Source organism: Nocardia sp. NPDC051833 (assembly GCF_040681225.1).
Taxonomy (GTDB): domain Bacteria; phylum Actinomycetota; class Actinomycetes; order Mycobacteriales; family Mycobacteriaceae; genus Nocardia.
Map to the genome: position 1 here is coordinate 383,323 of NZ_JBFAYK010000001.1, position 16,350 is coordinate 399,672.

Here is a 16,350-nt window from a genome sequence, read left to right on the forward strand (position 1 = left end):
CGTGGGCGGCGTGCCGGGAAAACCGGTGGCGGCCTTCGCTAGGCTGGTAGGCGCAATGACCAGGACAGCTAGCACCGGTACCCGCGCGCTGCGCACCCGCCTGGCGGAGGTCTCGCTGCGCGACGAACACCGGCTCCGGCGCAAGCTCGACCGGTCGCGCGCCGAGGATCTGCCCGCGCTCGAGGCGGAGATCGCCGCCGCCGAGAGCCGCGTGGCGAATCGCCGCGCGGCGGTTCCGCGCATCACCTACCCCGAACAACTCCCGGTCTCCGCGCGCCGCGACGACATCGCCGCCGCGATCGCCGCACACCAGGTCGTGATCGTGGCAGGCGAGACCGGCTCGGGCAAGACCACCCAGATCCCCAAGATCTGCCTCGAGCTCGGCCGCGGCATCCGCGGCACCATCGGCCACACCCAGCCGCGCCGCCTCGCCGCCCGCACCGTCGCCGAGCGCATCGCCGAGGAGCTGGGCACCGAACTGGGTGACGTGGTCGGCTACACGGTCCGCTTCACCGACCAGGCCTCGGACCGCACGCTGGTCAAGCTGATGACCGACGGCATCCTGCTCGCCGAGATCCAGCGCGACCGGCTGCTGCGCCGCTACGACACGATCATCATCGACGAGGCGCACGAGCGCAGCCTCAATATCGACTTCCTGCTCGGCTACCTGAAACAGCTGCTGCCCCGGCGCCCCGACCTCAAGGTGATCATCACCTCGGCGACCATCGATCCCGAGCTGTTCGCCCGCCACTTCGCCGACGCGCAGGGCACGCCCGCACCGATCGTCGAGGTGTCGGGCCGGTCGTATCCGGTCGAGCTGCGCTATCGCCCGCTGTCGCTGGAGCTGCCCGGCGCCGAGGACGACGAGGACGACACCCGCGTCGTCGACCGCGACCCCACCGACGCCATCGCCGACGCGGTCACCGAGCTGTTCGCCGAGGGCGACGGCGACGTGCTGGTGTTCCTGTCCGGCGAACGCGAGATCCGCGACACCGCCGACACCCTGCGCGACCTGAGACTCCCCCGCACCGAGATCGTGCCGCTCTACGCGCGCCTGTCGGCGGCCGAGCAGCACAAGGTGTTCGCCCCGCACACCGGCCGCCGGGTGGTGCTGGCCACCAACGTCGCCGAGACCTCGCTGACCGTGCCGGGCATCCGCTATGTGGTCGACCCCGGCACCGCCCGCATCTCCCGCTACTCGATGCGCACCAAGGTGCAGCGGCTGCCGATCGAACCGGTCTCGCAGGCCTCGGCCCGGCAGCGTTCCGGCCGCTGCGGCCGCGTCGCCGACGGCATCTGCATCCGGCTGTACTCCGAGGACGATTTCGAGTCGCGGCCCGCGTTCACCGAGCCGGAGATCCTGCGCACCAATCTCGCCGCGGTCATCCTGCAGATGACGGCGCTCGGCCTGGGCGACATCGAGAGCTTCCCGTTCGTCGAGGCACCCGATCGCCGTGCCATCCGCGACGGCATCGCGCTGCTCGAGGAACTGGGCGCGCTGGCCCACGGCAGCGCGAAAGCGGTGGACGGCGACGCGGATTCGGGTGGCCATCTCACGCTCACCCCGATCGGCCGGGAGATGTCGCAGCTGCCGGTCGACCCCCGGATGGCGCGCATGCTCGTCGAAGCGCACCGCAACGGGTGCCTGGACGAGGTGCTGGTGATCGTGGCGGCGCTGTCCATCCAGGACGTGCGCGAACGGCCGGTGGAGCATCAGCAGGCCGCCGACACCCGGCACGCGCGGTTCACCGTCGACGGGTCGGATTTCCTGGCCTACCTGCGGTTGTGGGACTACCTGACCGAACAGCGCAAGTCGCTGTCGTCCAACCAGTTCCGCCGGATGTGCCGCGAGGAGTTCCTGCACTATCTGCGGATCAGGGAGTGGCAGGACCTGCACGGTCAGCTGCGCACCATCACCCGGGGACTCGGCTGGAACGCCGGGAACGCCCGCGGGGAGAACACCGACGCGGCCACCGAGGACGGTGCGGCCCCGCAGCGCGGGCGGCGTGGCGGCGGACGCGCTGCCGACCGCGAGCAGCCGCTGTCGGCCGCCGAGGCGGGCGACCGGTCGTCGGCGCGACAGCGCGGCTCGTCCCGGCGCGGGCGCGGGGCGCGGCCGGAGCGGGGATCGGCGACGGACACCACGGCGGCGAAAGTCGCTAGCGGAGCAGCGGATTCGGCCGCGGCCGCCGACGAGGCCATGCCGTGGCCGAGCGCGCAGATCCATCAGTCCCTGCTGGCGGGCATGCTCTCGCACATCGGGGTGCGCGAAGCGGAGTCGCGGGAGTTCCTCGGCGCGCGCAACGCCAAGTTCATGATCTTCCCCGGGTCCTCGCTGGCCAAGAAGCCGTCGCGCTGGGTGATGGCGGCCGAGCTGGTGGAGACCTCGCGGCTGTGGGGCCGGATCGCGGCGAAGGTGGAACCCGAGTGGGCCGAGCGGCTCGCGGGCGATCTGGTGAAACGCACCTACTCCGAACCACATTGGTCGTCGAAGCGGGGCGCGGCGCGGGCCTACGAGCGGGCCACGCTCTACGGCGTTCCGCTGGTCACCGGCCGTCCCGTCGACTACGGGCGGATCGATCCGGAACTGTCGCGCGAGCTGTTCCTGCGGCACGCCCTGGTGCAGGGCGAATGGCAGACCAGACACGGCTTCTTCGCCCGCAACCGCGCGCTGATCGATGATGTGGCCGACCTCGAGCATCGGGCCCGGCGCCGTGACATCCTCGTCGACGACGAGGTGCTCTTCGAGTTCTACGACCAGCGCGTCCCCGCCGACGTCGTCTCGGTGCGGCACTTCGACAGCTGGTGGCGCAAGGCCGAGCGCACCGATCCCGCCCTGCTGGACTTCTCGACCGACACCGTCGTCAACGCCGGTGCCGCCGCGCTCGATCCGACCGATTTCCCCGATGCCTGGCGCCAGGGCGAGCTCAGCTTCCCGCTGACCTACCAGTTCGAGCCCGGCCAGGACGACGACGGGGTGACGGTGCGCATCCCGGTCGAGCAGCTCGCGCACGTGCGGGCCGTCGGCTTCGACTGGCTGGTCCCCGGCATGCGGGAGGAACTGGCCGCCGCGTTCATCAAGACCCTGCCGAAGACCCTGCGCCGCCAGGTGGTTCCCGCTCCCGATTTCGCGGCGGCCGCGCTGCGCGAGCTGGTCCCCCGCGCCGAGCCGCTGCGCACCGGGCTGGCCAGGGAGCTCTCCCGGCTGGGTTCGGTCACCATCACCGCCGACGATCTCGCACCCGGCACGCTCCCCGATCATCTGCGGATGACCTTCGCCGCGGTCGACGGCCGGGGCACCGTGCTCGCCAAGTCCAAGAATCTCGCCCAGCTGAAAACCCAGCTGGCCGCCCAGGTGTCGGCCTCGGTGGCGCGGGCGACGGCGGGCGCGGAGCGGGCGCCCGCCACCGTGTGGACGTCGGAGTCGCTGGGTTCGGTGGCGCCGACCGTGCGCCGCGAGGTGGCCGGGCAGACCGTCACCGGGTATCCGGCGCTGGTGCCCGAGGGCGAGGGGGTGGCCGTGCGGGTGCTCAGTTCGCCCGCCGAGCAGGCCGCCGCGATGCGCGCCGGCGTGCGCACCCTGCTGCTGGCCGCGATCCCGACCTCCACCCGCGCCGTCACCGCCGGGCTGCCCGCCGCCGACCGGCTGGCCTTGAGCCAGAACCCCGACGGCTCGCTGGACAAGCTGGTCGAGGACTGCCGGGTGGCCGCCGCCGACGAGCTCATCGCCGCCGCGGGCGGACCGGTCCGGACCCCGCAGGAGTTCGATGCGCTGGTCGCCACCGTCCGGCCCCAGCTGGCCGGCGCCGTCACCGGGCTGATCCGGGCCGTGGCGCCGGTACTGTCGGCCGCGCACCGGGCCCGCGCGGCCCTGGCCGACACCACCGAGACCGATATCGCCGACGATGTCCGCCAGCAGCTCGATGACTTGTTGTTCCCCGGTTTCGTCGCCGAATGGGGGCGGGCCAGGCTGCGCGAACTCCCCCGCTACCTGCTCGCCGCGGCCCAGCGGCTGGAATCGCTGCCCGGCTCGGCCGTGCGCGATCGCCAGGGCATGGTCGAGGTCGACCGGATGCTGGCGGCCTACGACAAGCTGGTCCGCAGCCTGCCCGAGGGCCGCCGCAACGCCCGCGACGTCACCGAGATCTGGTGGATGATCGAGGAACTGCGGGTGAGCCTGTTCGCGCAGAAGCTCGGCACACCGTATCCGGTGTCGGCCAAGCGGATCGAGAAGGCGATCGGCGCGATCCGGCGCTGACCGACCGGCGGGTCAGTCGGTCGGCGCGGCGACGGCCGCCGCGCGCGCCTTGCGCATCTCGGTGATCTCGCGCTCGAAATCGGCTGCGCTGGTGAAGGATCGGTACACCGAGGCGAAGCGCAGGTAGGCCACCTCGTCGAGATCGCGCAGCGGACCCAGGATGGCCAGACCCACCTCGTGGCTGGGTACCTCGGGAGAGCCCTTGGCGCGCACCGCGTCCTCGACCTGCTGGGCCAGCAGGTTGAGCGCGTCGTCGTCGACCTCGCGGCCCTGGCAGGCGCGCCGGACACCGACGATCACCTTCTCGCGGCTGAACGGTTCGGTGACACCACTGCGCTTGACCACCGACAGGATCGCGGTCTCGACGGTGGTGAACCGGCGACCGCAGGACGGACACGACCGCCTGCGGCGGATCGCCGTACCCTCCTCGACTTCACGCGAGTCGACGACTCGCGAGTCAGGGTGACGGCAATACGGGCAATGCATCCGAGGGTTCCTTCGTCGAGGCGCACTCCATGGCACTTGACAGAATACCTGTCACTACTGCACCACCTGCCACTGCGTGGTCAGGTCCGCGATCAGCTCGGGCAACCGGGCGAACATCCGGCCCCGGGTGAGCTTGGCGGGGAAGGGTTCGGCGAAGACCGACACCGCGCGCGCCGGGTCGGCGGTGAGGTCGAGATGGCGCGGCACCAGGTCCGCGGTGATGTAGGCCCAGCGCGCGTCGCGGTCGGCCCAGTTGAAGTCGGGCAGCGGCATCCGCAGGCCGAGTCCGCCCGCGCGCACCGTCGCAGGCGCGTAGACGCCGGGCGCGCGCACGCCGGGCACGGCGGGCTTGCCCGCCACCGTGGTGACGTAGGTGAGGACCCGGCCCATGCCGTCGCGACCGGCCGCGGTGACGTCCCACTGGTCGGCGACGATGTGGTTCTGTTCGCGGTCGGTCATCCGGACCAGCGAGTCCGCCCGGCCCGCCGCGGTGCCGCCGTCGATGCCCGCCCAGGCCGCGCGCATGCTGTCGTCGATCACGCCCGCGGCGAACAGTTCCTCGATGCCCGCCATCCCCTCGGCCAGGTAGACCTCGTGCTGCGGGACCAGGTCGGTGAAGATGTGCTTCTGCATGATCATCAGCCGGGTCTGGTACCAGGCGAGATCGGCGGCGGTCAGGCGCGGGCCGTGCAGCGCCAGCCCGGTGATGTCGGCGGGCACCTCGGCGACGAGTTCGGGCGGGGTGGCCCGCAGCAGCTCGGCGACGGCGGTCCCGAGTTCGTGGATCCCGCCGACCGAGAGCACCGCGCCGATGTCACCGACGTCGAAGAAGCCGGAGGCGAAGGAGCCGCCCGCGATCCCCGCCAGGCCTGCCCAGTAGAAGTCGGGCCGGGCCGCGGCGATGCGGAAGTAGTTGACGTACACCTGGCTGAAGGTGGCCGAATTGGCGGCGACGCCGCGCGCGGGCTCCCAGGCGGCCAGATCGATGGCCGCGTTGTCGGTGGCGACCACGAGCCAATACTGGTGCAGCAGGGTCGCGTAGCGCGCGGGCGCGATGCCGTCGGCGCGCGCCTCGGCCAGGGCTTCCCGCAGCGGTGACTCAGTCAGTGGCAGTGCCGGGTGCAGACCGCCGCCGAACTCGCCGTCGGCGTTGAGCGCGGGGAGATCGAGATAGCCGGTGTACGCGGGAGCCGCGCCGGCCGGTGGCGCCGCTACCGCGCCGAGGAGCAGACAGAGCAGCACAACGATCGAAGAGCGGCGCATATGACCTCGCAACCGGTAACGCCGAGGCCCCTACCCGCCTCGGTTCGGGATGCCCGTCACGGTAGCAACGCGTTCTAGTTCTGGGACGCTTTTCGGCGACGCCGTTGATCTTCGGAACGGCCCGGATGATCCGAAAACCCTTTCTGTCCAGGCCTTTTCACCCTAGTTGACTGTCCCGGACAGTCCGCCCGTCCCGGCGTCCACCGACTGCGAAATCCCGGGATTCGCCGGCTCGAACCGATCACCGAAGCTCCCGGCACGCAGGTGCGCCAGACCGAGGAAGGCCACGACGACGATCGCCGTCACCAGGGCCGCCACCGCCAGTGCGGCGAAACCGATCTGGGCCTGTTCGACCCGGCGCACCGGATGCACTCCCCTCGCCCGCCGAGTGCCGGACACGCGGTCGTACAGCGCCGCGTCGGCGCGACGGCCCGCCTGCCGCGGCCCCCGCTCGGTCCGGGCGGGCTCACGCGTGCGGCGGGGCGCTTCCGTCTGCGGCACCGTGGCGAAGGCGCGATCGAGGTCGGCGTCGACCGGCCGCGCCGACGCCGCGACGAGCACGTCGCGGGCGGCGGCCAGACCGTCGGTCCCGTACGCGGCGAACACCTCGGTGGCGGGCCCGCGCGCGATCTCGGGACGCGCCACCAGCGGCGGCGGCACCGGCGCGGGGCGACGAACAAGCGAGCCGGCACCGGCGCCGCGCACGAGCGAGAACGGCCGTCGCGCACGGGCGTCGCGACGACGCCGGACGATCGGCTCGGGGTAGGCGGCGTGGTCGTGGGAACGCAGGGCGCTGGTCGCTGTGCTCATCGGAAGAACCTCCGGGGTGGTGTGCTCCGCTGCTGAAGGAAGTGCTGGTGAAGCCGCTGTGTCACACATTGTTCGAACACCTGTGCGACGAACTGATGTTCGATTTCTACCACGCCGCGGAGGCGATGTCAGCACGAAACGCCCGACATGCTCGAACAGATGTTTGATACTTCGGCGTGGCACGACTAACGTCGGAAAGGCGAAATCGACCAGCGGAAGGGCGGGACACGGTGACCCACACAGACGACACGGGTGACGAAAGCGCTACCGGCACCGTCACATCGGGATCCGGTGCGGATCTCACCGTGCGTCAGCGCACGGTCCTCGACGTCATCCGCACCTCGGTGACCGAGCGTGGCTATCCGCCCAGCATCCGCGAGATCGGCGACGCGGTCGGGCTCACCTCCACCTCCTCGGTGGCGCATCAGCTGCGCGCGCTCGAGCGCAAGGGGTATCTGCGCCGCGACCCGAATCGTCCGCGCGCGGTGAACGTTCGCGGCCTGGACGAGGCGGTCCGCTCGGTGACCACCCTGCCCGTCGACGCGCCCGACGAGGTCGACGCGAGCAGGCCGACGCCGACGTTCGTTCCGGTGCTCGGCCGGATCGCCGCCGGTGGGCCGATCCTGGCCGAGCAGGCCGTGGAGGACGTCTTCCCGCTCCCCCGCGAGCTCGTCGGCGACGGCTCGCTGTTCCTGCTCAAGGTCGTCGGCCAGTCCATGGTCGACGCGGCCATCTGCGACGGCGACTGGGTCGTGGTCCGGCAGCAGAACGTCGCCGAGGGTGGCGACATCGTCGCCGCCATGATCGACGGCGAGGCGACGGTGAAGACGTTCAAGCGCACCGGCAAGGATGTGTGGCTGATGCCGCACAACCCGCATTTCGAACCGATTCCGGGCAACGACGCGCAAATTCTCGGCAAGGTCGTCACCGTCATCCGCAAGATCTGAGCCGTGGCCCTGCGCGCGCTCAGTCGCGCACGGCCGCGTCCATCTCCCAGATCAACAGTTCGGCGGCGGTCAGCGCGGTGATGCGGTGGCCGCCGGTGGCGGTCAGACGCACGGCGTCGCCCTGGGCCAGCGCGCCGTGGTCCTCGAAGTCGACGGAGCCGCGGGCGACGAAAACGTGCCCGTAGGGCGCGTCGGGCACGGCGATCGAGTATCCCGGGTCCAGCCGCGCCACATGGAAGGTGGCGTGCCGATTGCCGATGCCGATCGCGGCGTCGGCACGGTGGCGCGGCATGCCGGAGGCGACGGGCATCAGGGTGTTGCGGCGCAGCGCGTCCTCGATGTCGAGTTCCTGGTAGCTCGGCCCGACGCCGGGAGTGTCCGGCGGGATCCACATCTGCACGACGTGCAGGCGCTCGCGTTCCCGGTAGCCCGCGCCGTTGCGTTCGGAGTGTCGGATGCCGGTGCCCGCGCTCATCCGCTGGGCCAGGCCGGGGTGGATCACCCCGGAATGCCCGGCCGAGTCCTGGTGCACCATGGTGCCCTCCAGGACCCAGGTGAGGATCTCGGTGTCGCGGTGCTGATGGGTGTCGAAGCCCTCACCGGGGCCGACGATGTCCTCGTTGTGCACCAGCAGCAGCCCGTGCGCGTTGTCCTCGAGGACGAAGTTGCCCGTCGCCGGGAAGGACTGCCGGGAGTCGAGCCAGGCGTTCCACCAGTGCGCGCGTTCCGCGCCCGGGACCACCTGTACCTGCGCCGTCGCCATCGTCGTCACCTTCCGTCATCCGGACTATGGTCCGCATAGCGGGTAACGCGGGCGGCGCCGCGGGCATTCCACGGCGCCGGCCGGCGAAGGTCAGAAGGGCAGAGCGCCGCGCAGGCGACCGATCAGGGTGCGGCCCGAGTCGCGCTCGCGTTCGTTGAACAGGAACTGGAGTTCTTCCTCGAGCCCCTTGCGCACGACGTCGCGCAGATCGATGGCCGCGGCGTCGAGATCGTCGGCCTCGAGCCAGGGCGCCGGGTCGATCGGCGCGCCCGCCGAGAAGTAGAACCGTTCCGGACGGGGCAGCGGCGTCGGGCCGATGCCCTTGACCATCGGCGGATTCAGCTCGGGATTGATGCCGAGCAGGCTGCAGGTCCAGCGCAGCGGGCGCATCACCGGATGCTGGCCGTCGAAGACGATGTCGAACGCGTCGTCGACACCGATCATCGCCAGCGGCACGATCGGCACCCCCGCCTGGATCGCCATCCGCGCGAAGCCGGTCCGGCCCTCCCACTTGAGCACGTACTTCTCACCCTTGCGGCGGATCGCCTCCCGGCCACCACCGGGGAACACGACCACGGCCTCGCCCCGCTCCAGCAGCGCCAGGCAGTTGTTGCGGGTGCCGCGCACCGCGCCGAAGCGATGCAGGATCTCCCGCACGCCGGGCACCATCAGCACGTGCTCGGCCAGGCCGCGCACCAAACGTCCACGCTGCCGCAGGATCTCCGGCATCAGCAACGGCGCGTCGATCCCGCCGAGCAGATTGTGGTTGGCCACGATCAGCACCGGCCCCTCGGCCGGGATGTTCTCCAGACCGTAGAACCGCGGACTCGCCCACGCGCGCACCGGCGCGAACACCGCTTCGAACGCGCGGATCTCCCACTCGCTCGGCGTCGGATTCAACGGCGCGTTGTCGGAGAGGATCCGGTCGCCCTGCTCGACCGATCCCACCCTGTTCTCATTCACAATTCCTGGACCCCGCTGGTCATTCGACATAACACCCTCCTGCTGTCGACAATCGACCATAGCGCCCGAAAAAGGCTGTGTCGCATCGACATTTAACCGCTAACTCGCGGCAAACCCCGCTGGTCGGATCAGTTCGGCACGGCCTCCGCCGGGCCCGAATGCGCGTATTCCGACAGGGCGGCGGCCAGCGCGTGCGGTACCCGCGCGCGGACCCTGGTGCCGCCTTCCTCGTGCTCGGAGGTGATGATCCGGCCGTCGGCGTGGATGCGCGCCAGCAGATCGCCGCGGCTGTAGGGCAGCAGCACGCTGATGTCGACATCGAGCCCGCCGAGCACCTCCGAGAGCCGCTCGCGCAGCTCCTCCACCCCGGCGCCGGTCTGCGCCGAGACGAAGGCCGCGTCGGGCAGCAGCCCGCGCAGCCGGGTGAGCTCGTTCGGGTCGGCCGCGTCGATCTTGTTGACCACCAGCAGTTCCGGCGGCGCGGCGGTGCCCTGCTCCTTGATCACGTCGGTGATCACCTCGCGGACCGCCTTGATCTGCTCGAGCGGCAGCGGATCGGAACCGTCGACGACGTGCAGCAGCAGATCGGCGCCGGTGACCTCCTCCAGCGTCGAGCGGAACGCCTCGACCAGCTGGGTGGGCAGGTGCCGGACGAAGCCGACGGTGTCGGTGAACACCATCTCGCGGCCGTCGTCGAGCGCGGCCCGCCGGGTGGTCGGATCGAGGGTGGCGAACAGCGCGTCCTGCACCAGCAGACCCGCGCCGGTGAGCGCGTTCATCAGGCTCGACTTGCCCGCGTTGGTGTAGCCGACGATCGCGATCGCGGGGACGCCGCTGCCGGCGCGGCGCGCGCGCATGGTGTCGCGCGCGGTCTTCATCTCGCGGATCTCCCGGCGCAGCTTGGCCATCCGCTCGCGGATGCGGCGACGGTCGGTTTCGATCTTGGTCTCACCGGGACCACGCAGACCGACACCGCCGTTGCTGCCCGCGCGGCCACCGGCCTGGCGGGACATCGACTCACCCCAGCCGCGCAGGCGGGGCAGCATGTACTCCATCTGCGCCAGCGCGACCTGGGCCTTGCCCTCGCGGGAGGTGGCGTGCTGGGCGAAGATGTCGAGGATCAGCGCGGTGCGGTCGATGACCTTCACCTTGACGACCTTCTCCAGCGCGGTCAGCTGCGCCGGGGTGAGTTCACCGTCGCAGATCACGGTGTCGGCGCCGGTCTCGAGGACCACGGTGCGCAGTTCCTCGGCCTTGCCGGAACCGATGTAGGTGGCCGGGTCGGGCTTGTCGCGGCGCTGGATCAGGCCTTCGAGGACCTCCGAGCCCGCGGTCTCGGCCAGCGCGGCCAGCTCGACCATGCTCGCCTCGGCCTGCGCGGAGCTGCCGGTGGTCCACACCCCGACCAGCACGACCCGTTCCAGGCGCAGCTGGCGGTATTCGACCTCGGTGATGTCGGTGAGTTCGGTGGACAGTCCGGCGACGCGGCGCAGCGAGGAGCGCTCGTCGAGCTGCATCTCGCCGACGGTGGGTTCGGGGGACCAGCCGGGCTGCCGCATGCGGGCCGCGTGGCGGGCCAGCGCGTCGTCGACGTCGCCGCGATCGGCGGCCACGTCGGGCTCGGCCGCGGCGGTGTGCTCGGTCGAGTGGGGGTCTGTGGGGGTTTCTGGTTTCGTCATACGCCCTCTATGCTGCCACGTCACGGTGACACCGTGCATCCGGTTATCGGCGCTCCAGCGCGTCCCACCAGTCCCGCGACAGCGTGCCGGTGGCCAGCAGCACCGACGGACCGCGCAACCACGCCCGGCCCCGATCGACGGTGACCCGGACCTGGCCGCCGGGTACCCGCACGGTCACCTCGCCGGATCCGGTGCCCACCGAGACGCCGGCGGCGGTCAGCGCGGCGGCCGCGGCGGCCACGGTTCCCGTTCCGCAGGACCGGGTCTCGCCGACGCCACGTTCGTAGACGCGCATGTCGACCGCGTTGTCGGGGCCGAGGGCGGTGAGGATCTCGACATTGACCCCGTGCGGGAACAGGTCGGGATCGAAGCCGGGCGAGACGGCCAGATCCAGCTTGGCCAGCGCGTCGGCGGTGAGTCCCTCGTCGACGCAGGCCAGGTGCGGATTGCCGACATCGATGCCGATACCCGACAGCGCCCAGCCGCCCAGGGTGGCGGTGGACGGCCCGAGTTCCCGGACGACGCCCATGTCGACGGTGACCTCACCGTCGACCGGTCCGGCCGCGTGCACCACGACCGGCCGGGCGCCCGCGCGGCTGCCGACCACGAACTCGGTGCGCGATTCCAGCCCGGACGCGGCGAGGTAGTGCGCGAACACCCGCACGCCGTTGCCGCACATCTCGGCGATCGAGCCGTCGGCGTTGCGGTAGTCCATGAACCAGTCGGCGGCGGCGACGCCCGCGGGCAGGGCGGCGAGGACACCCGCCTCGACCAGCGCGCCCGCCGTCGCGACCCGCAGCACGCCGTCGGCGCCGAGACCGCGCTGCCGATCGCACAGGGCGGCGATCCGGTCGACGGTCAGGTCGAGCCGGACCTGCGGGTCGGGCAGCACCACGAAATCGTTCTGGGTGCCGTGGCCTTTGCTGAATTCGATGTCGGACACGGTCGTCATTCTCCCCTGTGCCGCCGGGTGCCGCGTTACCGGGCGAAGGTGCGCCGCTGGCGGGCGATCTCGTACAGGCTGATCGCGCCCGCCGACGGCGCGCCCAGCGAGCTGGCGGTGCCTCCCATCGGGATGGTCACCAGGTCGTCGCAGGCCTCGGCCCAGGCCGAACTCATCCCGGTGGTCTCGTTGCCGACCACGAGGATCGTGGCCTCGGTGAAGTCGTAGTCGTAGATGGTGCTCGGCGCGTCCTCGTCGGTGCCGACGATGCGGGTGGGGATGCCGCGGGCCACCTGGCGGTCGCGGAACTCGAGCACCTGGGCGGGCCCGGCCGCGCGCAGCACCGGGACCGCGAACAGCGAGCCGGTGGAGGCGCGCACGGCCTGCGGGTCGAACTGGTCGGCGCCGTGGCCGGTGACGATCACGCCCGACGCGCCGAAGGCGTCCGCCGAGCGGATCAGCGTGCCCAGGTTGCCCGGCGAGTTCGGGCGATCGAACACGACCACGACCGGCGCGTCCTCGCCCGGTTCGCCCGGCGCGTAGTCGGCCAGGTCCGGCTGGCGCGACACCGCGACCGCGACGATCTCCGGCACACTCGCCGCCTTCTCCCCCAGCTCGGCCATCAGCTCGGGCACCAGCCCGACCTGGGGCACGTCGGCGGTGTCGAGCACCTCGCGCGCCCAGCTGGACAGTTCGGGCGTGCCCAGCCGGTAGAGCAGGGTCTCCAGCGGCCAGTCGTTGGCCAGCGCCTGGGTGATCGGTCGCACGCCCTGCACGAGGAACCGGCCGTCACGATGACGTTTCGTCCGGTTGTTGAGGTAGGCCTGCCACACCTGCACCGAGGCGTTGCGGGTACTCACTCGTCGCGTCACTGCGCTGTCCGTCCTGTCGAGTCTGTTCGGTGCGTGGAGAGCAGGGCCAGCGCGGTCGCGGCGAGCTCGGGGTCGGCGCCGTCGACCCAGGCCACCCGGGGATCGCGGCGGAACCACGACCGCTGCCTGCGCACGTACCGGCGGGTGCCGATCAGGGTGCGCTCGCGGGCGTGGGCGAGGTCGTACTCACCGTCGAGATGGGCCAGCACCTGGGCGTAGCCGATCGCGCGACGGGCGGTCTGGCCCTCGCGCAGGCCGACCTCGAGCAGCCCGCGCACCTCCTCGACCAGACCGGTGTCGAACATGAGGGCCGTGCGCTCCTCGATGCGGGCGTCCAGTGCGGCGGTCTCCCGGTCGACGCCGAGGATGACGGTGTCCCAGCGCGGCGTGCCGATGGTCGGCGCCGAGGCCGCGAACGGCTGCCCGGTCAGCTCGACGACCTCGAGCGCGCGCACCATCCGCCTGCCGTCGGTGGGCAGGATGGTGGCGGCCGCGACCGGATCGGCCGCGCGCAAGGCGGCGTGCACGGCCACCACGCCGCCTTCGGCCAGCAGCGTCTCCCAGCGGGCGCGGACCGCCGGGTCGGTGGCCGGGAAATCCCACTGGTCCAGCAGCGCCTGCACGTACATCATCGAGCCCCCGACGATGACCGGGGTGCGCCCGCGCGCCGTGATGTCCGCGACGACGGCGCTCGCGGCGCTCTGATAGGCGGCGACCGTCGCGGTCTCGGTGACGTCGAGGACGTCGAGCAGATGATGCGGGATGCCCCGGCGCTGGTCCGGCGGCAGTTTCGCGGTGCCGACGTCCATGCCGCGGTAGAGCTGCATCGCGTCGATGTTGACGATCTCGCCGTCGAGCCTTTCGGCCAGGTCGAGCGCCAGATCGGACTTGCCGGTGGCGGTGGGGCCGACGACCGCGATGGGGCGCCCCGGCCTGCTCGTCACTCGCCGCTACCTTCCTGCCCACCGGGTTCCCACACGCTCACGTCGTAGCCGACACCATAGGGTGCGCCCTGATAGAGGGTACGCACCCGGGGATCGGCCGGATCGGCGGCGAACAGACCGCCGAGTACCTGGTAGGCGGCCCGGCCGTCGAGCAGCAGCTGCGCGCACAGCGAGGGGTCGAGCGTGGCCAGACCGGCGCGCGAGCCGTCGCGCAGCGCCGCGTCGAGCGCGTCCTGGACCGGTGCCGCACGCTCGTCCAGGTAGCCGGGCGCCCCGACCGTCAGCGTCGCCGCGCCGTCGGCGACGACGAGCACCGCGTGCGGAGCGGGATCGGCGTCGAGCGCGGCCCGCAGCGCCGCGCCCGCGCGGACGCAGTCCGCCGGCGAGGTGTCGGCGGCGAGCAGCCGCGCCGTCACCGGGATCCCGGGTGCGACCCGCTCGCGCAACCATCCGGCGACCAGCACCGGCAGCGGAAGCTGGGGGTCTGCTGGGACCGGATCCGGGCCCGCCGGGCCGAGCCCGACGACGACGTCGGCGCCGAAACCACGGAACGTCCCTCTGGTCGTGGCCGCGAAGTTCTGGTCGTGCGCGCCGACGCCGAGGACCGTCCAGCGGTCGGCCGACGCGGCGAGCGCGGCCGCGGCGTCGAGGGCGGCGGCGCGCAGCACCGCGGTCGGGTCGTCGGGATCGCTGTCGGCCGCCACCGGGCGCCCGCACAGTTCGGGCACCAGCATCGGCGGCGACGGGACCAGGGCCGCTATCGAGAACACCGGGTAACCGTAGCCGGAGCGCGGGTGGGGGGCCGCACCAGCCGCACCGCGACGAGGGAGGCGTCTGCGAGTGTCCGGCGCGGTGATGCCCACCGAGATTGCTAGTGTTTTCAGGTGCGACTACCCACGTCGTCCGGGACGAAATCCCAGGAAATCCGGCATCCGATCGCTCGGATCGATGGTTTCCTCGGCTCCGACCGGGTTCAATGGGATGTGCTAGGGCGTAACCAGGCAGCCGTGACGCGCGGCAGGGACGGAGAGCAATGACCGACAGCAACGGAACCGCGAAGCCCACCCCCGGTCCGGGCCCGCGACCGTCCGGTACCCCCAAGCCCGGCGGAAAGTCTCCGCGTCCGCCGAAGCCTCACGCCGTGAAACCGGCGCCGGGCCCCGATCAACCGCATCCGCACGCGGTGGTCGTGCCGACGGTGACCGACCCCAGCAAGTGGGGCCGCGTCGACGAGGACGGCACCGCGTGGGTCAAGACCGCCGACGGCGAGCGGATCATCGGATCCTGGCAGGCGGGCGACGCCGCCGAGGGGCTCGAGCACTTCGGCCGCCGCTTCGACGACCTGGCCACCGAGGTCGCGCTGCTCGAGGCCAGGCTGGCCGCCGGCGCCGACGCCCGCAAGACCAAGGCCGCCGCGCTGACGATCGCCGAGTCGCTGCCGACCGCGGCCGTGATCGGCGACATCGACGGTCTGGCCGCGCGCCTGCAGGCGATCGCCGAGCACTCCGAGGAAGCCGCCGCGCACGCCAAGGAGGAGAAGGAGCGCGCCCGGCACGAGCACACCGAGCGTAAGGAAGCCCTCGCCGCCGAGGCCGAGCAGATCGCCGCCGAGTCCACCCAGTGGAAGCACGCGGGCGACCGGCTGCGCGAGATCCTCGACGAGTGGAAGTCCATCCGCGGGGTCGACCGCAAGGTCGACGACGCCCTGTGGAAGCGCTACTCCAAGGCCCGCGAGGCGTTCAACCGCCGCCGCGGCGCGCACTTCGCCGAGCTCGACCGCGAGCGCGCCTCGGCCAAGACGCGCAAGGAAGAGCTGTGCGTGCGCGCCGAGGAGCTGTCCGGCTCCACCGACTGGACCGGCACGGCCGCGGTGTTCCGCGATCTGCTCACCGAGTGGAAGGCGGCGGGCCGCGCTCCGCGCGAGGCCGACGAGGCGCTGTGGCGGCGGTTCAAGAGCGCCCAGGACGTGTTCTTCGCCGCCCGCAACGCGGCGGTCTCCGAGCGCGACGCCGAGTTCGAGCACAACGCCACCGCCAAGCAGGAGCTGCTGCGCGCCTACGAGCACATCGACCCGGCCGCCGGGCTCGACGCCGCCCGCAACGCGCTGCGCGAACTGCAGGACAAGTGGGACGCCGTCGGCAAGGTGCCGCGCGAGCGCATGCAGGAGCTGGAAGGCAAGCTGCGCGCGATCGAGAAGCGCGTGCGCGACGCGGCCGACCAGCAGTGGCGGCGCACCGATCCGGAGGCCGTGGCGCGCGCCGCGCAGTTCCGCGAGCGGGTCGCCCAGTTCGAGGAGCAGGCCGCCAAGGCCACCGCGGCGGGCAAGAAGCGCGACGCGGAGAAGGCGCTCGAGCAGGCCAAGCAGTGGCGGGAATGGGCCGAGGCCGCCGAAGGCGCGGTCAGCAACCGCTGAGACAGCAAG

13 protein-coding genes are annotated in these 16,350 nt (G+C 71.9%); 3 read left to right on the forward strand and 10 right to left on the reverse strand.

Features of this window, described 5'->3' with window-relative positions; genetic code table 11:
* Nucleotides 1-55 precede the first annotated feature (55 nt).
* On the forward strand, nt 56-4,258 hold the full coding sequence (gene hrpA / locus AB0L91_RS01840; RefSeq protein ID WP_365006889.1) for an ATP-dependent RNA helicase HrpA: 4,203 nt from the start codon (nt 56-58) through the stop codon (nt 4,256-4,258).
* A gap of 12 nt (nt 4,259-4,270) precedes the next feature.
* Here the strand turns inward: hrpA and nrdR are convergent, their stop codons facing one another.
* The 3 genes from nrdR to AB0L91_RS01855 all read right to left on the reverse strand — a co-directional run bounded on the left by nrdR (nt 4,271) and on the right by AB0L91_RS01855 (nt 6,817).
* On the reverse strand, nt 4,271-4,744 hold the full coding sequence (gene nrdR / locus AB0L91_RS01845) for a transcriptional regulator NrdR (RefSeq protein ID WP_355277642.1): 474 nt from the start codon (nt 4,742-4,744) through the stop codon (nt 4,271-4,273).
* A 54-nt stretch (nt 4,745-4,798) separates the two neighbouring features.
* Nucleotides 4,799-6,007, reverse strand: a complete 1,209-nt coding sequence (locus AB0L91_RS01850; RefSeq protein WP_365006890.1) for a hypothetical protein — start codon at nt 6,005-6,007, stop codon at nt 4,799-4,801.
* Between the two features lie 162 nt (nt 6,008-6,169).
* The gene (locus tag AB0L91_RS01855) at nt 6,170-6,817 is read right to left on the reverse strand and encodes a hypothetical protein (RefSeq protein WP_365006891.1); all 648 of its coding nucleotides are present in this window, start codon (nt 6,815-6,817) and stop codon (nt 6,170-6,172) included.
* A gap of 230 nt (nt 6,818-7,047) precedes the next feature.
* Here AB0L91_RS01855 and lexA point away from each other — a divergent pair, with 230 nt between their 5' ends.
* Nucleotides 7,048-7,764, forward strand: coding sequence for a transcriptional repressor LexA (gene lexA / locus AB0L91_RS01860; RefSeq protein ID WP_355277648.1), 717 nt, complete (start codon nt 7,048-7,050; stop codon nt 7,762-7,764).
* Between the two features lie 19 nt (nt 7,765-7,783).
* On the opposite strand, the gene AB0L91_RS01865 is transcribed toward lexA, so the two are convergent.
* The 7 genes from AB0L91_RS01865 to AB0L91_RS01895 form a co-directional block, all read right to left on the reverse strand.
* Nucleotides 7,784-8,527, reverse strand: a complete 744-nt coding sequence (locus AB0L91_RS01865) for a pirin family protein (protein ID WP_365006892.1) — start codon at nt 8,525-8,527, stop codon at nt 7,784-7,786.
* Between the two features lie 90 nt (nt 8,528-8,617).
* Complete coding sequence (locus AB0L91_RS01870) at nt 8,618-9,475, reverse strand: lysophospholipid acyltransferase family protein (RefSeq protein ID WP_355277651.1); 858 nt, start codon at nt 9,473-9,475, stop codon at nt 8,618-8,620.
* Between the two features lie 143 nt (nt 9,476-9,618).
* Nucleotides 9,619-11,049, reverse strand: a complete 1,431-nt coding sequence (hflX, locus tag AB0L91_RS01875) for a GTPase HflX (protein WP_355277849.1) — start codon at nt 11,047-11,049, stop codon at nt 9,619-9,621.
* A gap of 163 nt (nt 11,050-11,212) precedes the next feature.
* Nucleotides 11,213-12,103: a diaminopimelate epimerase gene (dapF, locus tag AB0L91_RS01880; RefSeq protein ID WP_365011141.1), complete on the reverse strand. Its 891-nt coding sequence runs from the start codon at nt 12,101-12,103 to the stop codon at nt 11,213-11,215.
* Between the two features lie 44 nt (nt 12,104-12,147).
* On the reverse strand, nt 12,148-12,972 hold the full coding sequence (locus AB0L91_RS01885; protein ID WP_316575495.1) for a TrmH family RNA methyltransferase: 825 nt from the start codon (nt 12,970-12,972) through the stop codon (nt 12,148-12,150).
* An 8-nt stretch (nt 12,973-12,980) separates the two neighbouring features.
* Nucleotides 12,981-13,928 (reverse strand): tRNA (adenosine(37)-N6)-dimethylallyltransferase MiaA, encoded by a 948-nt coding sequence (miaA, locus tag AB0L91_RS01890; protein ID WP_365006893.1) that lies wholly within the window; start codon nt 13,926-13,928, stop codon nt 12,981-12,983.
* Entirely contained in the window at nt 13,925-14,698 is a 774-nt protein-coding gene (locus AB0L91_RS01895) for a hypothetical protein (RefSeq protein WP_365006894.1), read from the reverse strand. The genes miaA and AB0L91_RS01895 overlap by 4 nt, the downstream gene beginning before the upstream one ends.
* 263 nt (nt 14,699-14,961) lie before the next feature.
* Here AB0L91_RS01895 and AB0L91_RS01900 point away from each other — a divergent pair, with 263 nt between their 5' ends.
* Nucleotides 14,962-16,341: a DUF349 domain-containing protein gene (locus AB0L91_RS01900; RefSeq protein WP_357344658.1), complete on the forward strand. Its 1,380-nt coding sequence runs from the start codon at nt 14,962-14,964 to the stop codon at nt 16,339-16,341.
* Nucleotides 16,342-16,350: the final 9 nt, after the last annotated feature.

Coding starts and splice junctions, on each gene's coding strand:
- AB0L91_RS01865 (WP_365006892.1), bottom strand. CDS start 8,527: ATGGCGACGGCGCAGGTACAGGTGGTCCCGGGCGCGGAACGCGCGCAC.
- hrpA (WP_365006889.1), top strand. CDS start 56: ATGACCAGGACAGCTAGCACCGGTACCCGCGCGCTGCGCACCCGCCTG.
- AB0L91_RS01850 (WP_365006890.1), bottom strand. CDS start 6,007: ATGCGCCGCTCTTCGATCGTTGTGCTGCTCTGTCTGCTCCTCGGCGCG.
- AB0L91_RS01900 (WP_357344658.1), top strand. CDS start 14,962: ATGACCGACAGCAACGGAACCGCGAAGCCCACCCCCGGTCCGGGCCCG.
- nrdR (WP_355277642.1), bottom strand. CDS start 4,744: ATGCATTGCCCGTATTGCCGTCACCCTGACTCGCGAGTCGTCGACTCG.
- AB0L91_RS01855 (WP_365006891.1), bottom strand. CDS start 6,817: ATGAGCACAGCGACCAGCGCCCTGCGTTCCCACGACCACGCCGCCTAC.
- hflX (WP_355277849.1), bottom strand. CDS start 11,049: ATGCGGCAGCCCGGCTGGTCCCCCGAACCCACCGTCGGCGAGATGCAG.